Annotated in this window: 13 protein-coding genes and 1 tRNA gene; 8 read left to right on the top strand and 6 right to left on the bottom strand. The window is 43.7% G+C overall.

The window, feature by feature from the left end; translation table 11 throughout:
- Positions 1 to 19: 19 nt before the first annotated feature.
- Genes MYF79_RS08930 through MYF79_RS08920 form a run of 3 tightly spaced genes read right to left on the bottom strand, consistent with a single transcriptional unit; the run spans position 20 to position 4,016 of the window.
- Complete coding sequence (locus tag MYF79_RS08930) at positions 20 to 1,615, bottom strand: MFS transporter (RefSeq protein ID WP_247813478.1); 1,596 nt, start codon at positions 1,613 to 1,615, stop codon at positions 20 to 22.
- A complete protein-coding gene (locus tag MYF79_RS08925; RefSeq protein ID WP_247813477.1) occupies positions 1,608 to 2,675 on the bottom strand; it encodes an HlyD family secretion protein in 1,068 nt (355 codons plus the stop codon). Before MYF79_RS08925 ends, MYF79_RS08930 begins: the two co-directional genes overlap by 8 nt.
- A gap of 3 nt (positions 2,676 to 2,678) precedes the next feature.
- Positions 2,679 to 4,016: a TolC family protein gene (locus tag MYF79_RS08920; protein WP_247813476.1), complete on the bottom strand. Its 1,338-nt coding sequence runs from the start codon at positions 4,014 to 4,016 to the stop codon at positions 2,679 to 2,681.
- A gap of 56 nt (positions 4,017 to 4,072) precedes the next feature.
- Between MYF79_RS08920 and MYF79_RS08915 the strand changes: the two genes are divergently transcribed.
- From MYF79_RS08915 to MYF79_RS08905, 3 genes are all read left to right on the top strand, one after another.
- Positions 4,073 to 4,903 (top strand): AraC family transcriptional regulator, encoded by an 831-nt coding sequence (locus MYF79_RS08915; RefSeq protein WP_247813475.1) that lies wholly within the window; start codon positions 4,073 to 4,075, stop codon positions 4,901 to 4,903.
- Between the two features lie 284 nt (positions 4,904 to 5,187).
- The gene (locus MYF79_RS08910; protein WP_247813474.1) at positions 5,188 to 6,756 is read left to right on the top strand and encodes a S8 family peptidase; all 1,569 of its coding nucleotides are present in this window, start codon (positions 5,188 to 5,190) and stop codon (positions 6,754 to 6,756) included.
- Between the two features lie 161 nt (positions 6,757 to 6,917).
- Positions 6,918 to 6,988: transfer RNA gene (locus MYF79_RS08905), tRNA-Gln, on the top strand.
- Between the two features lie 641 nt (positions 6,989 to 7,629).
- On the opposite strand, the gene MYF79_RS08900 is transcribed toward MYF79_RS08905, so the two are convergent.
- A complete protein-coding gene (locus MYF79_RS08900; protein WP_247813473.1) occupies positions 7,630 to 8,436 on the bottom strand; it encodes a hypothetical protein in 807 nt (268 codons plus the stop codon).
- Positions 8,437 to 8,719: 283 nt separating this feature from the next.
- On the opposite strand from MYF79_RS08900, the gene MYF79_RS08895 reads away from it, so the two are divergent.
- Positions 8,720 to 9,913: a hypothetical protein gene (locus tag MYF79_RS08895; RefSeq protein WP_247813472.1), complete on the top strand. Its 1,194-nt coding sequence runs from the start codon at positions 8,720 to 8,722 to the stop codon at positions 9,911 to 9,913.
- A gap of 533 nt (positions 9,914 to 10,446) precedes the next feature.
- Here the strand turns inward: MYF79_RS08895 and MYF79_RS08890 are convergent.
- Positions 10,447 to 10,830, bottom strand: a complete 384-nt coding sequence (locus MYF79_RS08890) for a hypothetical protein (RefSeq protein ID WP_247813471.1) — start codon at positions 10,828 to 10,830, stop codon at positions 10,447 to 10,449.
- Between the two features lie 512 nt (positions 10,831 to 11,342).
- Between MYF79_RS08890 and MYF79_RS08885 the strand changes: the two genes are divergently transcribed.
- From MYF79_RS08885 to MYF79_RS08870, 4 genes are all read left to right on the top strand, one after another.
- Positions 11,343 to 13,019, top strand: coding sequence for a DUF4365 domain-containing protein (locus tag MYF79_RS08885; protein ID WP_247813470.1), 1,677 nt, complete (start codon positions 11,343 to 11,345; stop codon positions 13,017 to 13,019).
- A gap of 451 nt (positions 13,020 to 13,470) precedes the next feature.
- A complete protein-coding gene (locus MYF79_RS08880) occupies positions 13,471 to 14,523 on the top strand; it encodes an ABC-three component system protein (RefSeq protein WP_247813469.1) in 1,053 nt (350 codons plus the stop codon).
- The gene (locus MYF79_RS08875) at positions 14,514 to 14,984 is read left to right on the top strand and encodes an ABC-three component system middle component 2 (protein WP_247813468.1); all 471 of its coding nucleotides are present in this window, start codon (positions 14,514 to 14,516) and stop codon (positions 14,982 to 14,984) included. The genes MYF79_RS08880 and MYF79_RS08875 overlap by 10 nt, the downstream gene beginning before the upstream one ends.
- Positions 14,962 to 16,809: a hypothetical protein gene (locus tag MYF79_RS08870; RefSeq protein ID WP_247813467.1), complete on the top strand. Its 1,848-nt coding sequence runs from the start codon at positions 14,962 to 14,964 to the stop codon at positions 16,807 to 16,809. Before MYF79_RS08875 ends, MYF79_RS08870 begins: the two co-directional genes overlap by 23 nt.
- 95 nt (positions 16,810 to 16,904) lie before the next feature.
- On the opposite strand, the gene MYF79_RS08865 is transcribed toward MYF79_RS08870, so the two are convergent.
- Entirely contained in the window at positions 16,905 to 18,626 is a 1,722-nt protein-coding gene (locus MYF79_RS08865; protein ID WP_247813466.1) for a DUF6367 family protein, read from the bottom strand.
- Between the last annotated feature and the right edge of the window lie 118 nt (positions 18,627 to 18,744).

The following is an 18,744-nucleotide window of genomic DNA, read 5'->3' as shown; positions in this document are numbered from 1 at the left end:
TCTCCATCATCATATTTACTCAATACGAGGCAGGCGCAGGCTGGTTATTCCTCAGGTTAATAACAGTTCTGTTCAGATAAGGTACGAATGCGATCAACAGAATGATCACAACCAGCAGGCAACTGATCAGGTAATAGTAATCCATTGCAAAACGGATCTGCGCCTGTATATCTGCAGAGCGGTATAATAATCCGTTGGCCATTTTCGCAGCCTGGTCTGCCGGAATCCCTTTTGCAGTAACAGCTCTTTTATATCCCTCCAGCCTTGCTGTTACAAAGGGATCCAGCGAAGTGACCAGTTCAAGGAAACGGTTGTAGTGCACCTTCCTTGAAAAGAGTTGAAAGTAGTTGATGAGCGCTATACTGAGGCAAAAGCCTGCAAAGCGGAAAAAGACGCCTGTTGCCGAGGCTGTACTTCCCAGGTGCGATGGTACTGAAGAGATAGTATAAATGATCATGGGCGCCATCAGCATTCCTGCACCCAGCCCCTGTACGATCAATGGTACAATAAAGGTGGACGCATCTGCCTGTGTGGCAAATAAAGCATGCATCCACAGATGAAATACCAACAGCAATGCAAAGCCTGTTATCCATATCCACCGCACCGGCCTTTCCATGACGATCCATCTTGATGAATACAAAGCGCCACCTGCAATACCGCCAATATTGGCCACGAGGATATAAGACAAATGTTTTGGGTCCATACCCAATACAGTAGTAAAATAATTGGTTGTAATGTTCAATGCTCCCCTGCAGATATAGAGGATCACTATAAGTCCGACGCCTATCACATAGTTCCGGTAACGGAATACATCCAGGCTCAGGTATGGTCGCTTTAAAGAACGCTGCCGGAGCACGTGTATAATTCCCAGTACTATCACCGCTATGGTGGCCATTATGATCCTGTCATCGTTCCACCAGTAATACTGCTGCCCATACAGGAGAATATATCCCAGCAAACAAAGCGCCGTAGTATAGATCACATAGCTGGCCCAGTCAAGTTGGTACAAAGGGAATTTCCTGTTCAGCCGTATCCGGTTCATGATCAAGACCAGCAGTACAGCACCGGGTATATACATAAAGATCATCCACTTGTACAGCACATTATAATCAAAGGCATCAATGACAGGTGCGGTCAATAATGTAGTGATGGCTGCGATACAAAGCAGGGTACCATAAAAAAGGGAATAACCGATCTCCCTGGCACGGTTTGTCCGCAATCTGCTGAACACAAGCGTAATACATACGCTCGTGGTTACACAGTTCGCCATACCCTGTATGAAACGAAGCCCCAATAATACGTGCAGATCGCGGGTGATATAACAGCCGTAGGAAGCAATGATCTGTATGACAGTTCCTATGATCAAATATTCTTTACTGGCAATAAAAACAAAGAACCTTCTTTCCAGTGCAAAAAATCCTGCCAGCGATGCATAGAATAATACCATCGAATATTGCACGTCTGCGGGCTCAATACCATAGTAACCCGCCGCGGCAGGCCCGTACGCAGTTGAAAGCCCGAACATCAGCATAGAAGGAACCAGGTTGATAAAGATCACCACCCTGATCAGCCATTCAGCCGCCCATGGTTTAAAAATGGGAATACGCTTAGCCATGTTTCTTACTGATTAAAACGGTAGCATTCATACCTGCACGTAACAGGGTAGTCTCGCTGGAAGCATTTGTCAGTTTAATACGCACGGGTATGCGTTGCACGATCTTCACGAAATTGCCCGATGAATTATCCGGTGGCAAAAGCGAGAAACGGGCACCTGTGGCAGGTGATAATGACTCTATCGTTCCGTTGAAGGTTTTGCCTGGAAAAGCATCTATTTCAATGTCGGCCGCCTGCCCTATATGCATTTTGCTGACCTGTGTTTCTTTAAAGTTAGCAATGATCCATTTACCGGTAGCCTGGTTCACAATAAATGCCAGGGTCTGTCCTGCCTGCACCAGCTGTCCTTCCTGTATGGTGCGGCGCCCCATTTTACCATCATAAGGCGCCCTGATCACTGTGTAGGAAACGTCCAGCTTGTTACGTCCGAGCAGCGCTTCCCTTCGTTGTATCTCGGCGTTTAATACCGCTTTCTGTGACCTGATATCATTAACTTTTGATACGGCAGCATCGTAATTGTTAACAACAGATTCATAGTCCGCCTTTGCCACATTCAAGGCTGTTTCCACATTCTCCAGTTGTTGTTTTGTAGCCGATTCTGCATCGTACAATTTCTTATAACGATCATATTCCTGCTGCTGCTTCCAGAGTTTCGCTTTTGCAGCTGCGATCTGCGCCTGCGTACCATCAGCAGTTTTACTGCTGGTCACTACATTACTTTCCAGGACCTGTATCTGTGCTCTTGCATTCATCAGTGCGGCATTCGCCTCCTGTTCCTGCAAAACATATTCGCTGTCATCTATCACCAATAAGGTATCTCCTTTTTTTACATCCTGGTTTTCCTCATAGTTGATCTTACTGATATAGCCCGTTACACGTGAGGTAACAGGGTTGATATATTCCTCCACCTGAGCATCATTGGTCTCTTCATACCTGCGCAGTTCAAACAGTGTAACGCCTCCCCAGATAGCCAGCGCTACCAGGATGATACCGGCTATCCAGCCGGTAATAGCCGTGATCAGCCTGTCCGTCTTCGCATATTTATTCCTCTTGCCTGTCATAATTTATAAATTGCCTATAACTTTTTGTAACTGGTAATACCTGACGCGCGCAGCAATATTGGCCGACACCAGGTCGAAACGGGTCTGTAACATTTGTGTATCCGCATCAAGCAGATCTGTCATAAGAGAGAGCTGATTGAAATAGGTATTGTTCACAATCCTGAGATTTTCTGCAGCTTGTTTTACATTTGTTTTTGCCACGTCTATACGTGTCAGGGCCTCCTTATAACGCAGGAATGCCTCGTTTACCTCTTCTCTTATCTCGTCGCCTATTTCCATATGTTCTACTTCCTGTCTTTCCAATTGTAACTTCGCCATCTTTTCCTTATGCTTATTCTGATAAAAAGAAGAGATAGGAAAAGATGCTTTCACGCCATACATCCCCAACCCATACGCCGCCCCCGCATAAGGATAGAACTGTATCTGCGGATAAGCCCATGCATATTCTGCAAACAAACCAACCTTCGGAGATACATTTGCTTTTACCTGTTTAAGCGATAGTGCTCTGAGTGCCGTCTCTCCTTCGGATATCTTATATTCATATGCATGATCTGCAGCAGTGGTTAGATAATCTTCATATGTACCCGGTACGACAGCCTGTTCTGCCAATGAGGTGTCAGGCGCTATCAGTACATGCTCATCTGCCCCGATCATAATAGCCAGCTTCTGACTGGCGATGGCAATATCATTGTTGATCTGTACCATCCCCATTTGCTGACGCGATAATTTCAATTCAGCTCTTAGTACATCACTTTTCAGCACAACGCCATTTTTCTGTAATTCCCGGATATGGGCGAGTTGCTTTTCCTGTTCGTCAATATCCTTTGCTATTAATTCTTTAAACCTGCAACTACGCGCCAGATCCAGGTAACAGACTGCCGCATTGAATTTCACTTCAGACACGGTCAGGTTTTGCTGTTGTTCAGCTATTGCATGTTCCGTCGCTTCTTTTTTTATTTCAAGGCTCGTTTTATTCCCGTTGTAGATGTTAAAGTATGCTTCTCCTCCTATCTTATAATAGTTATGCAAGACAGGAAACTGTTGTGGTGTATGAAAGAGGCCGTCTTCATATATCGGCATATTTGTTACACGCGCATATGCACCTGCAGCATTGATCTCCGGTAGTCGCTCAGCCTTCGCATCCTTCCATGCTTCTTTACTCCTTTCCACGCCCAGCCTGGACATTGCTATCCGCTTATTGTTTAATTCCGCCTGTTCCCATATCTGCTCAATCGATAGATGTAACGGTTGGGTGGTGTTATGAGGTTGTTGTGCCGTTACACACAATGTCAGAAACATAAAAGGCAACAGGACGTATGCCTTTCTGATAGTCGTACACATATTCTTTATTCTGCATGCAAAGGTACTATGCGTGGATATGAACACTTTTATCTAAATTGCCAATTATTTATCCATTCAAGCCATTTAAGAACATGCAGCCCCTGGCAGGTTATTTAAGTGAGATAGATGTACATCCGCAATCAGTCTATGTTTTGCACGAAAAAGTAGAGAGAAGGTTTTCCATGCATACGCATGAGAAAGGGCAGCTGACCTACGTAGAAGGAGGTATTGCATATTGCAATATGCCTGACCGGTCCTATGTAATTCCGGCCCGTCATTATATATGGATACCGAAACATCAGCAGCATTACATGCAGATAAAACATTCAAAAGCGACCACTACGCGTAACCTGTATTTCTATAGTCATAATGATCATCTGAACCCTTTTTATAGCCGCCTGGGCATCTACCCTGTCAATGAATTACTGTTGCAAATGATCAGCTATTCAGCCCGCTGGGAACGGCATGTATTACCAGGTGATCCCGGCTTCAGCTTTCTGAGCGCCATGAAGGATATTTTACCCGATATCAGTACCACGGCATTGCCTGTGGCATTACCAACCACACAACATGAGCGGCTGCAGCCGGTACTGCAATACATTGCGCAGCATTTTGACCAGCAGCTGACACTGGAAAGTGTCAGTCATCAGTTCGACTTAAGCCCACGTACGCTTTCCCGCCTCTTCACCAATATTCTCGACATGTCTTTTGTGCAATACCTGAAGACGTTAAGGGTTGTGAAAGGCATCGAAATGATCCTTCAAACCAACCAGACATTGAGCGAAATCGCTTATCAGACCGGGTATAGCAGTATTGCCGCTTTTAGTAAAGTATTTTATCAGCTCACGAATAAACGCCCTTCCAGCTTCCAGCAGGATATTTATTAAATCTGCCCGCAAAACCTATTTCTCAATGAAATATTACCCTTATAACATCCGGTTCTAAGAAAAAACAGTTAATCCACTTGAATAAATCCCTTACCACTGGGCAACTTTTAACATTTCCAATACTATTAAATTTCTACCTTGCGCAACAGTATTTCCTTCAGGAGCACGGTCAGAGCAACTCAGGATTGGACGTAGCATTTTTTAACAATATTCAATTCAATCTTAAACCAACCCCAGCTAGTCATATATAGAACAGGACTACAGCTGATTCAATGATTTATCACATGAATATCTTTAAGCGGTCGGCAGTCATTGCCTCATTATTATTGTCAGGTTATATTGCACAGGCGCAGACGCAGAACTGGCAGAACATGGACCTTCAGAAAGATTCCGTATTCGGTATCAGTGTTGAGAAAGCCTATACAGAACTGCTGAAGGACAAGAAATCCAAACCAGTAATTGTCGCAGTAATAGACAGCGGTATTGATACAACTCATGAGGACCTGAAAAGCGTGCTGTGGGTAAACGCTAAGGAAAAACGAGGCAATGGTAAAGATGATGATAAGAACCACTACGCAGATGATATCAATGGATGGAACTTCATCGGTTCTACAAAGGGTAATGTCGACTACGACAACCTCGAGCTCACCCGTATTATCCGCCAGCAACAGAAGCAATTCGGCAGTCTGAATAGTGTACCTAAAGACACCGCCGGACTGTACCAATACAAAGTACTCAGAAGCAAATATGAGCTGAAACTGTCAGAAGCGCAGCAAACACTCTATGGTATCACCCGTTTTGTGGGTATGCTGGATACCATGCTGATCAAACTGGGTAATAATAACCCGACAGCGGCAGAGTTACAGGCCTATACGCCGCAGAACCCTGCAGAAGCACAGATCAAACAGGTGGTTTCCCAGCAGCTGGAGCGTTTCCCTGACTTTAAGACCTTCCGGGAAAAAGAACTGGACGCTGCCGTAGCTCATTATAAAGAGCAGGTACAATACCAGCTGAACCTGGATTACGATCCCCGCGCTATTGTGGGCGACGATTATAACAATCCGACAGAAAGATATTATGGGTCCGGTGATGCAACCGGCCCGGATGCTGACCATGGTACACACGTGGCAGGTATCATTGGCGCCGGCAGGAATAACAACCTGGGCATCAATGGTGTTGCCGGCAATGTACAGATCATGTCGGTAAGGGCTGTTCCTAATGGCGATGAAAGAGACAAGGACGTAGCCAATGCGATCCGCTATGCGGCAGACAATGGCGCCCGTGTAATCAATATGAGTTTCGGCAAGGCCTACTCCCCCAACAAGAATGTGGTGGACGAGGCGGTTAAATATGCCATTTCCAAAGACGTGTTACTGGTTCATGCCGCAGGTAATGACGCAGAGAATATAGACATTACACCTAACTACCCCAGCCGTGTTTACCAGAATGGTGATACTGCAACTGCCTGGATAGAAGTGGGTGCATCCGGCCCTGACAATGATGAAACACTGGCAGCACCATTCTCTAACTACGGGAAGGTCTCTGTAGATGTATTTGCGCCTGGTGTAGGCATCTACTCATCTACCCCGGGTTCTCATTACGATTATCATGACGGTACCAGTATGGCGGCCCCTGTAGTAACCGGTCTGGCGGCCCTGATCCGTTCTTATTACCCTAAACTGAGTGCAATACAGGTAAAAGATATCATCCTGAAATCAGTGGTAAAAGTAGACCACCCGGTAACCATCTTCGAAGATGGTCAGCCTAAAACAGTACAGATGACAGACCTCTGCCGCACCGGTGGTGTGGTAAATGCTTACAAAGCACTGGAACTGGCTGCCACCTACAAATAAGAGAATCAATTGCCTTTTTCCAATAGAAAAGTAGTTCCGCTAATGTGGAACTACTTTTTTGATTTACAGGCATTTATAATTTTCTTGGAGATTTTTTTGGAAATTGAAGAGAAATATATAATTTTGCCGTCCTGAACGGGGAAATATATCCCTGGTACTATTGCCTGATAGTATAACGGTAGTACGACAGACTCTGACTCTGTTTGTCTTGGTTCGAATCCAGGTCAGGCAACTTTTGAGCATGAACCGAAAACGCTCAACAGCACTCAAAACCGCTACAGTCACAGATTGTAGCGGTTTTTTAATATCCGCCGACTACCGCCAAAAACCGCCGATTTCCGCCACTTGTTTTACGGTTTGTTTTACAGTTTGTTTTACGGTTTTTATTTTCGTTTGATCATTACTGTTAAAATTGCAACCACACACGTTTTGACCACGGCTACACGAAGTTTTCGGGGCAAAAAAATGGCGATACACCCTATTTTTGGCCCTTATAATCCGTTTTGCGACGCAGCGCCATGAGTGCAGGCCCCGTCCTCCAATTTTACACTTTACTCGCCAAAAGTTATCCACAAAAACGCATCCCAGCTTTTCCCAGTGACTTGGAAATTTTCAATATTCATCTCATCTTCCATGGTGTTTAAAAGGTGTTTGAATTATGTATATGCCCACATACGAAGTCGTGCACAACTGGCGGGGACAGGTCAACAAAAGTGGCCGGTACAAAATTCATATCCGTGCCACCGTGAACCGCCGCTCTATCTACCCGGAGGTAAAAATTCCAATGAAGGTCTCCAAGCGGGAAGACCTGATACCGGTAAAAGCACGACTCCGATCAGTCCACGTTTGACAACAGAGTAGTTAATAAGATACTCATTTTCGAAGAAACAATCCCTGAAACACAAACTCGCCGGTGAAATCATCGTCAAAGAAGACATAGCCATCCACGGCTGATGGCAGGAATTGAGTAAAAGTCTCCAACTCCTGATTCAAATGCCAAGGCGCTACTATAGATCCAATCCTGAACTCATCGACATGGGCTGTGTTGACAGCGAGTAAGACAACTCCTTCCGCCAATCCGGATAGGTCTCCGAGGCCGAACTTCTTACTTAACTTTCTCTGTACTTTGAAGGCCATACGATCCTGCCGCAGTGGGTCGCCGAAACCATCTGATGCCATTTCAGCGGGATCGTACACTTCAAAATAGTAGGTTTTATTTTCTGAAGAAACGGCTTTCAGGTCTACGTCATTATCCGATTGCTTGCCCTGCTGACGAAAAGGAACTTCAAATGTGATAATATACCCAGCAGTTTTGAGACGGTAGGCCAGCGACAATTCCGACATCGTATTAAGAAACGTAAGTCCATCTGGATTCAACAATTTATCGGTAAATTTCTTATCTGTCACTAAATCAGTAAATTCCTGCAGATAATGGGCAAGCGTAGTTAATACTTTGATCATTGGACCCTGACCCTCAACTTGGCGAACTTCCTCTGCGCCTCCAATAACAGCAGCCAAAAAATTTAAGTGCGGGATCTGAAGGATGTCCAAAACGTCATTATAGGGATTCAAATATCTTTCCCACACCGGCGTCGTTTCCACCGAAAACATAGCAGAAAGCATTGGAAAGCGGTTACAAACGCTATCTATATATGGTTGTGCATCTGAAAAACTGGCCATACGAAATTTTTAGATTTTAATAACCAAGGATACTGGGAAGATACGACACATCCTGTTGTAAGAACACCCAAAACAGCATTGTTTTAATTAGTAATTAAGTTTGTACGCAAGGCAAAATGTGCTCAATTTCCTACCTCTACTCCAATCGGTCCGATAATTACATCCTCATTGCCAGCCTCTTTTAACAGACCACATGCTTGTAAGGCTTTCTGCTCAAACCAGTTGTTATTAATTCGACCACTTTTATGCGTAATTTTATTATAGAAATTATCGTATTAAATCGATGGCAACCCGAAATAAAAGTAAAATAGTTAAGGATCTGAGCTTTAATTATCCAGTTACCTGGTTCACAGATCCATCAAATATTCCTAACCAGGAGTTGGTGCAAAAAACCATCCAATGGTTCGAAACAGGTCCAGGGCAAAGGGCGTATGCTCCGCTCGAATTTTTGAACCTCTTATATAAGCAATTCCGGTTCGTAATAGAAAACATATACGACGCTGAAGTGGTTAGTAACCATTTCCGAACTCTCCCCTTATCTCCGCTTCAAAAACACATATTAACTGGCTTTGTGCTGAAGTGGACGGGTGGCTACCCGGTACGCTCTGCTGAGAGGGAACAGGAGCCAACACTTAAAGGAATTGAAGAAATATTTTTAACAGGTGAGCCTGATTCACCTGAGCGTGAATTTTGTAAAGCCGATATGAATGTCCGTAAGCAGTTTATTAAGTTGGGGCTGGCTTTCACCGGTGCCATTAACAATGGTATAGACGTAAACGAGTTCTTAAAGGAAATGGATGGCAATGATCGTGAAAAACAATTCGAACGATTTGAAGATCTTTTCCGTGAAGCGACGCTTATGGAAGCAGTAGGTCCTTTCAAAACCAAAAATCAATATGTTATACAAGAAAAAAGCTGCAATTATCGCTTTAACTGCTGGTTGGCCGAATTTAAAGGGTGGACCCTGGGCGACGAATCAACCTACAAGCCGTTCTTAAACCGCATTACCTTTCAAGAATATCTCCGCTATGAACGAAAAGACCAACAGCTAAAGCAAGACAATTTCGCTGCCGAAAAATTGCTGTGGCAACTTGACGACTCTAACGATCTGACAGCTGAGAAAAATGAAGAAGTAGCTCCTTTATTACTTCATGAAATGACAGTTCGAAAGCAACTAACGCAGTTTAAACCGCTTTTTCAAAGTGACGAACAGTTCAATCAAGCCGTTTATACAATCTCAAACTTTCTAAATATCCGGCAGTCCCATGACGTAAAACAAGTATTTGTTCGTAAGGGAAAAATAAGAAGAATAGCTTACGCATTGGGGGAGATCTGGAGGAATACGTATAATGATGCCATCCCGCTTAGTTATTTAAAGATGTGCAGAAATCTATTTTCAGTTTTTTCCACGCAAGAAATAGAGGATTCAACCTACAAGACGTCTAACTTGCATAAATATTTTATCTCACCCACTTAACAGACCGTTTTTCACTAAAATCATTATTTTTTTCACTTTTTACACTTCGTCTCTTGCTTCAAAATTCAAAAGATGAAGCATAATTTTAACCGGCGGGTGAAAAACGCAGAACATTTTTCAGAGCTACAAATGTTTTATGAATTTCTTTCAAATCGTATTTGTACATGCTCTGAAGCGTCCAATGTGCTCGGCATTGCTCAGAAGAACTTGTGTAGATATAAGCGATATTTGGAGCGAAGGGGACTTCTATGGGAGGTATACCACTCAATTTGTCCGATTACCGGTCATAAAGCATGGTTTCTTACAACCAATCCAGACTGGTTTGTAAGACAATCGGCCTAGAAATAGATAAAGAAGCCCTTTCGGGCTTCTTTACTTTAACCGACCTGCTGCGCATCGTTCTCGCCGATATCCTCTGCACACTCGCGGCAAACAGGACAGATTCTCCCATATCCAAAAGTAACCGTAGAAAATGGTATATATAAAATAGCCGTCCGGCGTAAAGGTGGCTGGCATTGGAAAAAGCTGTCAAGTTATAAACCTCTATACCTGACTTTAACCGTTTTAGGTACAACCACCCTTTCGGCAGGAAGGCCCTGTTTCCTTCTATTATCTCTAATAATCTTCGCCACAGAGGTTTCTGAAATATGTTTAAAAGTCGCTGTTGGGTTTACAACCATTGGAATATCATTGATATACCTGACATCATTCGATTCAGTTCCGGTGAACCACGTATCTGTTCGCGATTTGCCTATTGGATCAATTCGATCCCAACCCGGAACTTCGATTAAGTAAACATTTACTGGTGTCTGCGTTAATCCTGGATCAATGTCTATCATGCTTTTCTTTTTCTTATCATACCATCCGGTACAATTCTCACCATTGGATTCAAAATCATGGAAAGATATGGTCTTCATAAAATTTTTGATTGATCGAAGCTCATGCATGCGAACATCCACGTAATACTTGTCACCTACTAGATCTAACACAGGCAGCTGTCCCGGTACTTAGTGAACAACTTTTTGATGGTGATAGGGCCTTCCTGGTTAAACATTGCCTAACACAATACTGCCAAACTGAGAGGATGAAAAAATCAAATTTCTCTGACGGAGTGACTTTATTATTTCAATAACAGGCATTTTGTTTAAAGAAGTAGCATCAATGATTTGGTTATGGTGCATGCTGCCGCGATTTAATGAAAATATCTGTTTGTAATGATATATTACAATATTTTCCTACATTCAATGTTAACTTAAATAAATATTAGTCTTTAAGTTAAACACCTCTAAGCAACTTTGGTACTTTTCTACCACTGCGCCTCCTGCAGGAACCAGGTGCCACACACTAAACCTGCAACGGCTGCTCACCAGATTGCCGGGTAAGTGTTAAACTTAACAAAACCCATATTACATAAAAAAGGATCCTGTAAATGAGCTTCGACGAATTTCCCAGAGTGGACCGCTATTCCGAAAATGAAGACGAAAGCAATAGTGAGTTTAGAAAACACTTTTCGGAACGAAATGGCTTTCTTCATACAAAGCCTGAAAAAGACAAGGGTTGCGACTTTCTTGTCGAGCTGATTCACAAGGGTATGTCTACCAATTGGCGATTCCCGGTTCAACTAAAAAGCATTGAGAATCCAAAGTTTATCGAAAAGGAGACGGTTATCTCTTACAGCTTTGAAATATCGCGTTTGCGGTATATGTTGGAATCAATACCTCCAGTTGGGCTGATTATACTTTACTGGCCAAAAAAAAATTGTTTATACTACGACTACGCCGAAGCTATTTATAATCGGCTTTTGGAGAGGCATGATGGTAATATGGCATGGAAGACGAAGGAAAATGTCAACATACATATACCGGTCGGTAATGTTGTGGATCGTATCAGCTTAACCAGGATACACCAGGAAATCTTAACGCGACATCAAAACTCTCAAGACCGATCGCCAGCTCTATATCCGAAAGCGGTTGAATCCAATAGGGAACCTAGCTCTTCATCAATGCCCGAACTGGCCGCAAATCCGGTTGAACTTTTGAAGACTACGGGGCTGGAAATGTTCTATAACAACGAAATTCCGACACTCAGTGGCCTAATAGACCAGACGCAGATAAAAGTGCTTCGAGAAGACTCTCATTTATCCCTACTTGCGGGTATTACTAACTGGTCGATGGGTAACGCCGTGGAAGCTTCCTTTTGGCTGGGTAAATCGTTAAGTAACCCAGTCATTACCGGTGAAGATCGCGCACATGCGACATGGACAAAGGGATACCTGGATTTTTATCTGGGGAAAATCAGTCTACAAGAATACAACCAGCTAATGAAGACGCAGCATGCCCAGGTGCCTGCAGATGATATAGGGCAACGTTTAAAATACGAGCTGTGCATTACTAGGAATGAAATTGGTTTGCTAGGCCCAACCGACCTGACCGCCATCTTTGATGTACCTAACCGATGCATGCTTTTTAACTACAGGATTAGTACGGCTAATCTGAGTACTGATGCAAGAGTTGGACTTTACCTTGAAAATGTCACTAACCTCGGAGCTGTACTGATAAAGTTCGATACGTTCATTAGACGCAGGCTTGTCGCTGAGAACAAAAACGGAAAGAAGATCGATCATGGGCTAATTGCTGAAGTTGACGGTTTGGTAGGTAAGTTGACCAATGAAATCGAATACACATTCGCCCACTTAAAGCCTATCGCCCGCAACTTTGTGCATGAAATAAGCCTGGCCCAGTGTTATGAATCTCAAGTAGCCATTTGGTTGGAGTTACGCCTGAACGCATTATTACACCCCATTAAAAAATTTGATTTCCAGGCACCAGAACTCAAAAGAAATATTACAATCTATACATCTTTTGCAAAAGAGGCACTTCAAACGTTCCTGGATCACCACCGTTATCTGAATGCATACAATATGACACTTATGTTGTTGGAAATTAGTGAGTTTGCAGCTCATTCGGCTGTGAAACTTGATCTGGACGCTGAAGCTACTAGTCGGCAGGCTGACTGGCTGCAACAAAAGCTCGAAGTTGCACCCAGAAAAGGATTTGCGAAAACACTCATTGATGCATACAAGATTAACGGTTATTCCCAATTATAAGCAAATAAAGATTATTATAACACCGGCTATTAGCCGGGCGTTCTGCCAATTGAATTTCACGATTCGCAGCCGCTAACCATAAAAGTTATCACAAGAAAATAGCTCTTTTGAAAAATAGTTTGGACGAACAACATCTTACGTCAGCTACCGGGGACATTTCCAATGAATACCTGGCTATTATTCCATTGTGAAAGTTTCGTTATGACATCGAACTTTTTTGAAAATACTATAGCAATTTTCCTACGGATCCCTGTCTTTTAGAATGGAATATTTTATCACCGACTGAAAAAAACCGCTCAAGATTAAAGAGAAGTTGGACATCTAAATACAATAGCCAGCCGATATTTTGAAAGCAGCGCTCCTGGCAGCGCAATCCATTCACCAGCACCAGATTTAAAAATCCAGCGAAAAACGTATATTTACTTCATTTATAACTTTTAACCCTGGTGATTTGAGTAGCGTTATTCCTAATGCGTCGGTTGTGACCAATGGAAGACCAATTTTGCCCGTTGTTCGAATAGAAACATTTTCGCCTGATGAGTGGGAGACTTTTGTTCAAGAATGGCTTTCTGTTAGAACGGGTCACACCTATCATTCCATAGAAAAGTTTGCCGGTGCAGGCGACAAAGGCGTTGATGTTGCCGCGTATATATCAGACCCAAGAGAAATGGGATACACCTGGGATTGCTATCAGTGTAAGCATTACAACAATCCTCTTTCCCCGTCTCAAATGTGGGGCGAGATTGGCAAGTTCATTTATTTTTGTTCTACCGGCCATTTAAAGGTTCCAGACAAGTATTACTTTGTTGCTCCAAAAGGCTGCGGAGGCGATTTTTCGAGGTTATTGCAAAATCCAGCTAACCTTAAACAAGGCTTGATTGACAACTGGGCAGGTTATTGTGAGAAAAAAATCACGAAAGGTGCAGATATAACCCTTGATGGAGCGCTTCGCACTTATGTAGACAACTTCGACTTCAGCATATTTGACAAAGTTACTCCGGCCACAATGGTAGAAGAATTCAAGAGACATAATAATTATTATATATGGTTTGGAGGAGGGCTGCCTGTAAGGGAAGCAATGGATGAAAATGCTATACCATCTACCGTGCAAGCACTTGAAAGCACCTATGTAGCTCAACTGCTACTTGCCTATGGTACTGCTTCGGGGGCTACTTTTTCAGATGTCAGTACACTTGGCCCTCCCTACGAAAGCCATTTTAGAAGGGCGCGTATTAATTTTCATTATGCCGAACAGCTAAGAACATTATATCGGGATAGTTTACCTGTAGGTACGTTTGAACGCTTTCAGGATGATATCTATCAGGGCATCGCTAATATCTGCGAAGATACCCATACTAATGGTTTTGTCAAGGTAAAGGCAGTAGAAACGCAGGCAACCGTTGTCGACATCCCCTCCAATCCGCTCAAGGACGTAAGTATCAATAAAGATAAGATTGGTGTATGCCATCAGTTGTGTAATGAAAACAAAATAAAATGGGTATAGATAACATGGCCTTCCCGTTCAACAATACAGTAGAAACTGCTTTTCGAACACTAAGCGTTTTGGATGCCATCTATCCCAGGTCGGTAGATTTGGAGTTGTTGGTATGTTTGGATTATATCTGTGTGCATAGTGCAGATTTCTTTGTAGGTATTGAGAGTCTGCACCCTGAAAACCCCAATAGAACGGGAGAGGTGTTGGTGCGCCGCACGATTATTGAAGACGCCCTCAATTTTTTACACGCTAAAAACCTAATCTGCGTGAATTATTTGCCGTCAGGAATCGAGTATAAGGCCACCGATCTGGCTACTAGTTTCCTGGATCGCGTGTCGGCCCCCTATTCCGTAGCGTTGGTTGCAAGGGCTAACATGATAGCACAACATCTGCAACAAACAGATAATGCCGCCATCGCAGGCATGGTCAAAGAAAAGACATTTAATTATGCATTCCAATCAAGGACTTAATATGGCAAGCGGCTTTTTACTGCATGAATTGCGCGTTACCGGCCCCACTGTGCCAGATGCCTTCGTCACCTTTTCAGCCGGGCTAAACATCATTTCCGGGGCGTCAAATACAGGCAAAAGCTACATTTTCCAGTGCTTGGATTATATGTTCGGTGCCAAAAACCCTCCCAAAAAAATCGACGAATCGCTCCATTATGCCTATTGCCATCTTACCGTCTCTGACATGGCAGGCAGGGCCTTTACTCTTAAAAGTGATTTACGCGGTGGGAACGTCGAGCTATTTGACGGAGATTACAACACAACCCTTATTAGTAGCCCCATTTCAGTGTTGGGTAGAGTACATAATGATGACAGTCAGGATAGCGTATCCCAATTTTTTTTAAGTCTTTGCAACCTGCAACATAAGAAACTAAAGAAAAACGAAAAAGGACAGAAACGGAATTTGACCTTTAGAGACCTTGCTCGCCTATCGCTGGTGGATGAGGAGGAAATACTTACCTCTGGCTCACCTATTTTAGGAAATAATCCTTATGACAAAACCGGCCAAATCAGCGCCTTTAAACTATTGCTTACCGGAATAGATGATAGTGAATTGGTTGAAAAGTTAGGCGACAAGGAAATAGCGAACCGCCGCGGTAAGCTTGAAATGCTAAATTCCCTGATCTCTGACTTACGAACTGAAATTACCCAAGCAGGAGTGGACGTAGATCAAAATCAGCTTACCCGCATTTCTGTCGCAGAACAGCAAATAAGCCAACAGTTACGGCAGGCCGATCAGGTCAACAGGGAACTGGCCCATACCAGAACGACAATCGAGGATGCCCGGCGCGCAGACGTCATCCAGCATGCGGAGTTATCAAATGTACTGGAGAGAAGCCAGATCCTAGCATATCAGTATGAATCGGACGCCAGCAGGCTTGCTAGCACCATTGAGGCTTGTGAGCTCTTTGCGGCCGAAAAGGCCCCGGAGCAAGCCTGCCCCCTCTGTCATACTCAGCTTCAACGCCCACCCGGCCAAACCAATCTGGATGCAATTTCGGCCGCCTGTCAACAGGAACTGGTAAAAATACAACTGTTACAAACCGAGCTTAAGGCCTCTCAATTAGCATTGCAAAATGAGATAAGCGCCAAATCAGCTGCTATAACTGATGCAGATGAACATATCAGGAGAATAAACGGCGAAATAGAGTCGAGAGTTAATAACATAGTCAGCGAGCATTTAACTCAATTACAAGCGCTGCAGACAACTCGGGAAGCCATTCAACTACAACAAATGCGGTTGGTCCGTATGGCTAACCTAGAGGCCTCAAAGCAGGAAATCGAAGGTTCCATCACCACAAGATCAGGTAAGGTGGCAAAAGAAGCACTATCGTCCACTATTGAACCACTTAACAGGCAAATGCTGGGTGTCTTACAGCAGTGCCAGTATCCAGGTATTACCACCGTGTCTTTTAATGAGGAAAAACTCGATTTTATTATTTCAGGAAGAGACCGGGAGCTCACCGGTAAAGGCTATCGCGCCATCACATACGCGACTTTTATTGTTGGACTCCAATTACATATTATATCGCGGCCTTACGGTATTTGTACCCCGGTCTTAGATTCTCCTTTGGTTACCTACCGTAAACCAGAAACGGAAGGCGAAGAAATTCCAGTGGACCTGGCTATGAACTTTTACAGGTACCTGGCGACCAGCACCCTTCCACAAATTATCATCTTAGAAAACGAAGAACCCCCTGCCGATATAGCTGATAGTATCAATCACATTATATTTACAGGCTCAAACACAAACGGGCGCTATGGTTTTTTTCCAACGCAATCTTAAATTCTGTCTCTGACCTGGACTGATAGGTCCAAAAATTAAAAATCACAACATACATTCGGGCAGCTCCCCCATCATTAAGCCGCTAGCTCTTTTGGTCATTCTTCTTTGGTAAGTGGAATGATCTTGCAGGCAATTATTTCCAGTGGAAATTCATGCTCGTTCAACATCATGTTCGTGTAGGCTAGCCGCGTCTTGTACTGTAAGACCACATTATCCGGGATCTGCAATACCTCTCTTGCGATCTTTTTGGCCTGCTTCATCCCAACAAAATTCTCATTAAAGGAACCCGCATCATGGCGGGTGCCGTCAATGTTCCAGGAAACCTGTTCTTTTTTTGATTTCCGGTGCTCGGGATGGGCGATATGAATATGCACCTGCCCTGCCGGCCCCGCAGGATCTACCCTTACAATATATTTACCGAAGGGGGCGTTAACCCACTGGTTATTAGGATAACCTTTAATCCAGAGTTTATTGACCGTTGTAGTATCTGTAATCATTTCCATCTCATCCAAAATCCATTCATCCTGCTCAATGGTAAAATTATGGAGATCAAACGATGCCCAGAGGGCACCAAAAGCACAGGAGGGATGAAGACTGGCCTTTTTCCAGGGGGCGGTTGAACAGTCCGCGTCTACCGGCATCGGACGATGGGATTTTGCACACTGGGGCTGCAGCGCGCAACAGGTATCTCCCTCCAGGAGTGTGGCGTGCAGCTGCATAGCAGCACCTAAAATTGTAGGATCTATAAGGTCTCCCGCATCTTGTATTGAATCAGGTAGATGGAACCACCGATTCCGGAGATTGTTGATAATTTCAGGCATGCCCAGATCATTTCTGAAGCCAAGCAGATACTCGTTAAAAGGAGTTTGCTGCTGATAAATCAGCAACATCATCATCGGCTCGCCTAACCTTCTCTGATAGCCCCGTTCAATTAAGGTGGTGATCCAGTTCAGGTTCTCTTTAAAAGCAGCGTGTCCCTGTATCTGTCCCAGGCAATACAGTACCTTTTGCTTATAATGCGTGAAACTTTCCTGATAATGCCACATTTCTTCTAAAATGGGCAGGCAGCGTTCATAGATAGCCGCAGCTGACGTCGGATCCGGCATCACCCTATTCAGCTCTGTCAGCAAAAAAACAAACATCCAACCAGGATAGGGTGTTTTTAAAGCAAGATCACAAACTGCAAACACATACTCTTCATTACGGCCGATGCCCGGACAAATAAATGCCGCAACCCTTACCGCGATCATATAAGGCACCTCCGGTACAGGGCTCTCTCCGAAAAACTTTTTCTGAATAAGATAGGTCATTGTTTCAATAACCGCCAGGGCGCCAAAACTATATTCAGATTGCTGACCGGTGGCGTCTTTTATGGCTAGTTCCACAAACATCACCTTTTCGCTCTCCGGGATATCTGAAAAGTCGGCTCTTGACGCAACATTCACCTTAACAACAGCATAAGGAGCAGTGGCTGGCTCATTGTCAAATCCGCAATACTGGCTACCGAAAATCAAATCGATAAACCTTTTTTGGCGTTCCAGGTGTTTTAGTTCAGGTACATCCCCCAGTGGAAGCCGAATTACATTTCCATGCGTCTGGGCATAATGGATCAATTCAGCAGTACTGCCATAAAGCTGCCACATGACATTAATAGTAAAAGGAGAAGTCACATCCTGGAGAAAATGAAAGTATTCATGGTAAAATGCAGCCAGTACATCAGGCGGCTGATCTTTCAATTCAGCAAATGAGAAATCGGTATCAACGTAAACACTAAACAGGGAAAGGTTGTAAGAGCCCTCTGTAAAATTAAAATACATGACGAAGAGATTTAGCTATTATTCTGTGACGTGGTAGTAATATTGTAACCGGTGGACATAATTGTTTTTGTGTATCAACCCTCCCCATAAATATCCAAACATCGTTTGCCCTGGGGCA

The organism is Chitinophaga filiformis (assembly GCF_023100805.1).
Taxonomy (GTDB): domain Bacteria; phylum Bacteroidota; class Bacteroidia; order Chitinophagales; family Chitinophagaceae; genus Chitinophaga; species Chitinophaga filiformis_B.
The sequence above is the reverse complement of the archived record's forward strand: the minus strand, read 5'-3'. Positions and strand labels throughout refer to the sequence as shown.

Bases quoted from the DNA above. Each gene is read 5' to 3' on its own strand.
- MYF79_RS08930 (WP_247813478.1), bottom strand. From the start codon at position 1,615: ATGGCTAAGCGTATTCCCATTTTTAAACCATGGGCGGCTGAATGGCTG.
- MYF79_RS08925 (WP_247813477.1), bottom strand. From the start codon at position 2,675: ATGACAGGCAAGAGGAATAAATATGCGAAGACGGACAGGCTGATCACG.
- MYF79_RS08920 (WP_247813476.1), bottom strand. From the start codon at position 4,016: ATGTGTACGACTATCAGAAAGGCATACGTCCTGTTGCCTTTTATGTTT.
- MYF79_RS08910 (WP_247813474.1), top strand. From the start codon at position 5,188: ATGAATATCTTTAAGCGGTCGGCAGTCATTGCCTCATTATTATTGTCA.
- MYF79_RS08900 (WP_247813473.1), bottom strand. From the start codon at position 8,436: ATGGCCAGTTTTTCAGATGCACAACCATATATAGATAGCGTTTGTAAC.
- MYF79_RS08895 (WP_247813472.1), top strand. From the start codon at position 8,720: ATGGCAACCCGAAATAAAAGTAAAATAGTTAAGGATCTGAGCTTTAAT.
- MYF79_RS08890 (WP_247813471.1), bottom strand. From the start codon at position 10,830: ATGAAGACCATATCTTTCCATGATTTTGAATCCAATGGTGAGAATTGT.
- MYF79_RS08885 (WP_247813470.1), top strand. From the start codon at position 11,343: ATGAGCTTCGACGAATTTCCCAGAGTGGACCGCTATTCCGAAAATGAA.
- MYF79_RS08875 (WP_247813468.1), top strand. From the start codon at position 14,514: ATGGGTATAGATAACATGGCCTTCCCGTTCAACAATACAGTAGAAACT.
- MYF79_RS08870 (WP_247813467.1), top strand. From the start codon at position 14,962: ATGCATTCCAATCAAGGACTTAATATGGCAAGCGGCTTTTTACTGCAT.
- MYF79_RS08865 (WP_247813466.1), bottom strand. From the start codon at position 18,626: ATGTATTTTAATTTTACAGAGGGCTCTTACAACCTTTCCCTGTTTAGT.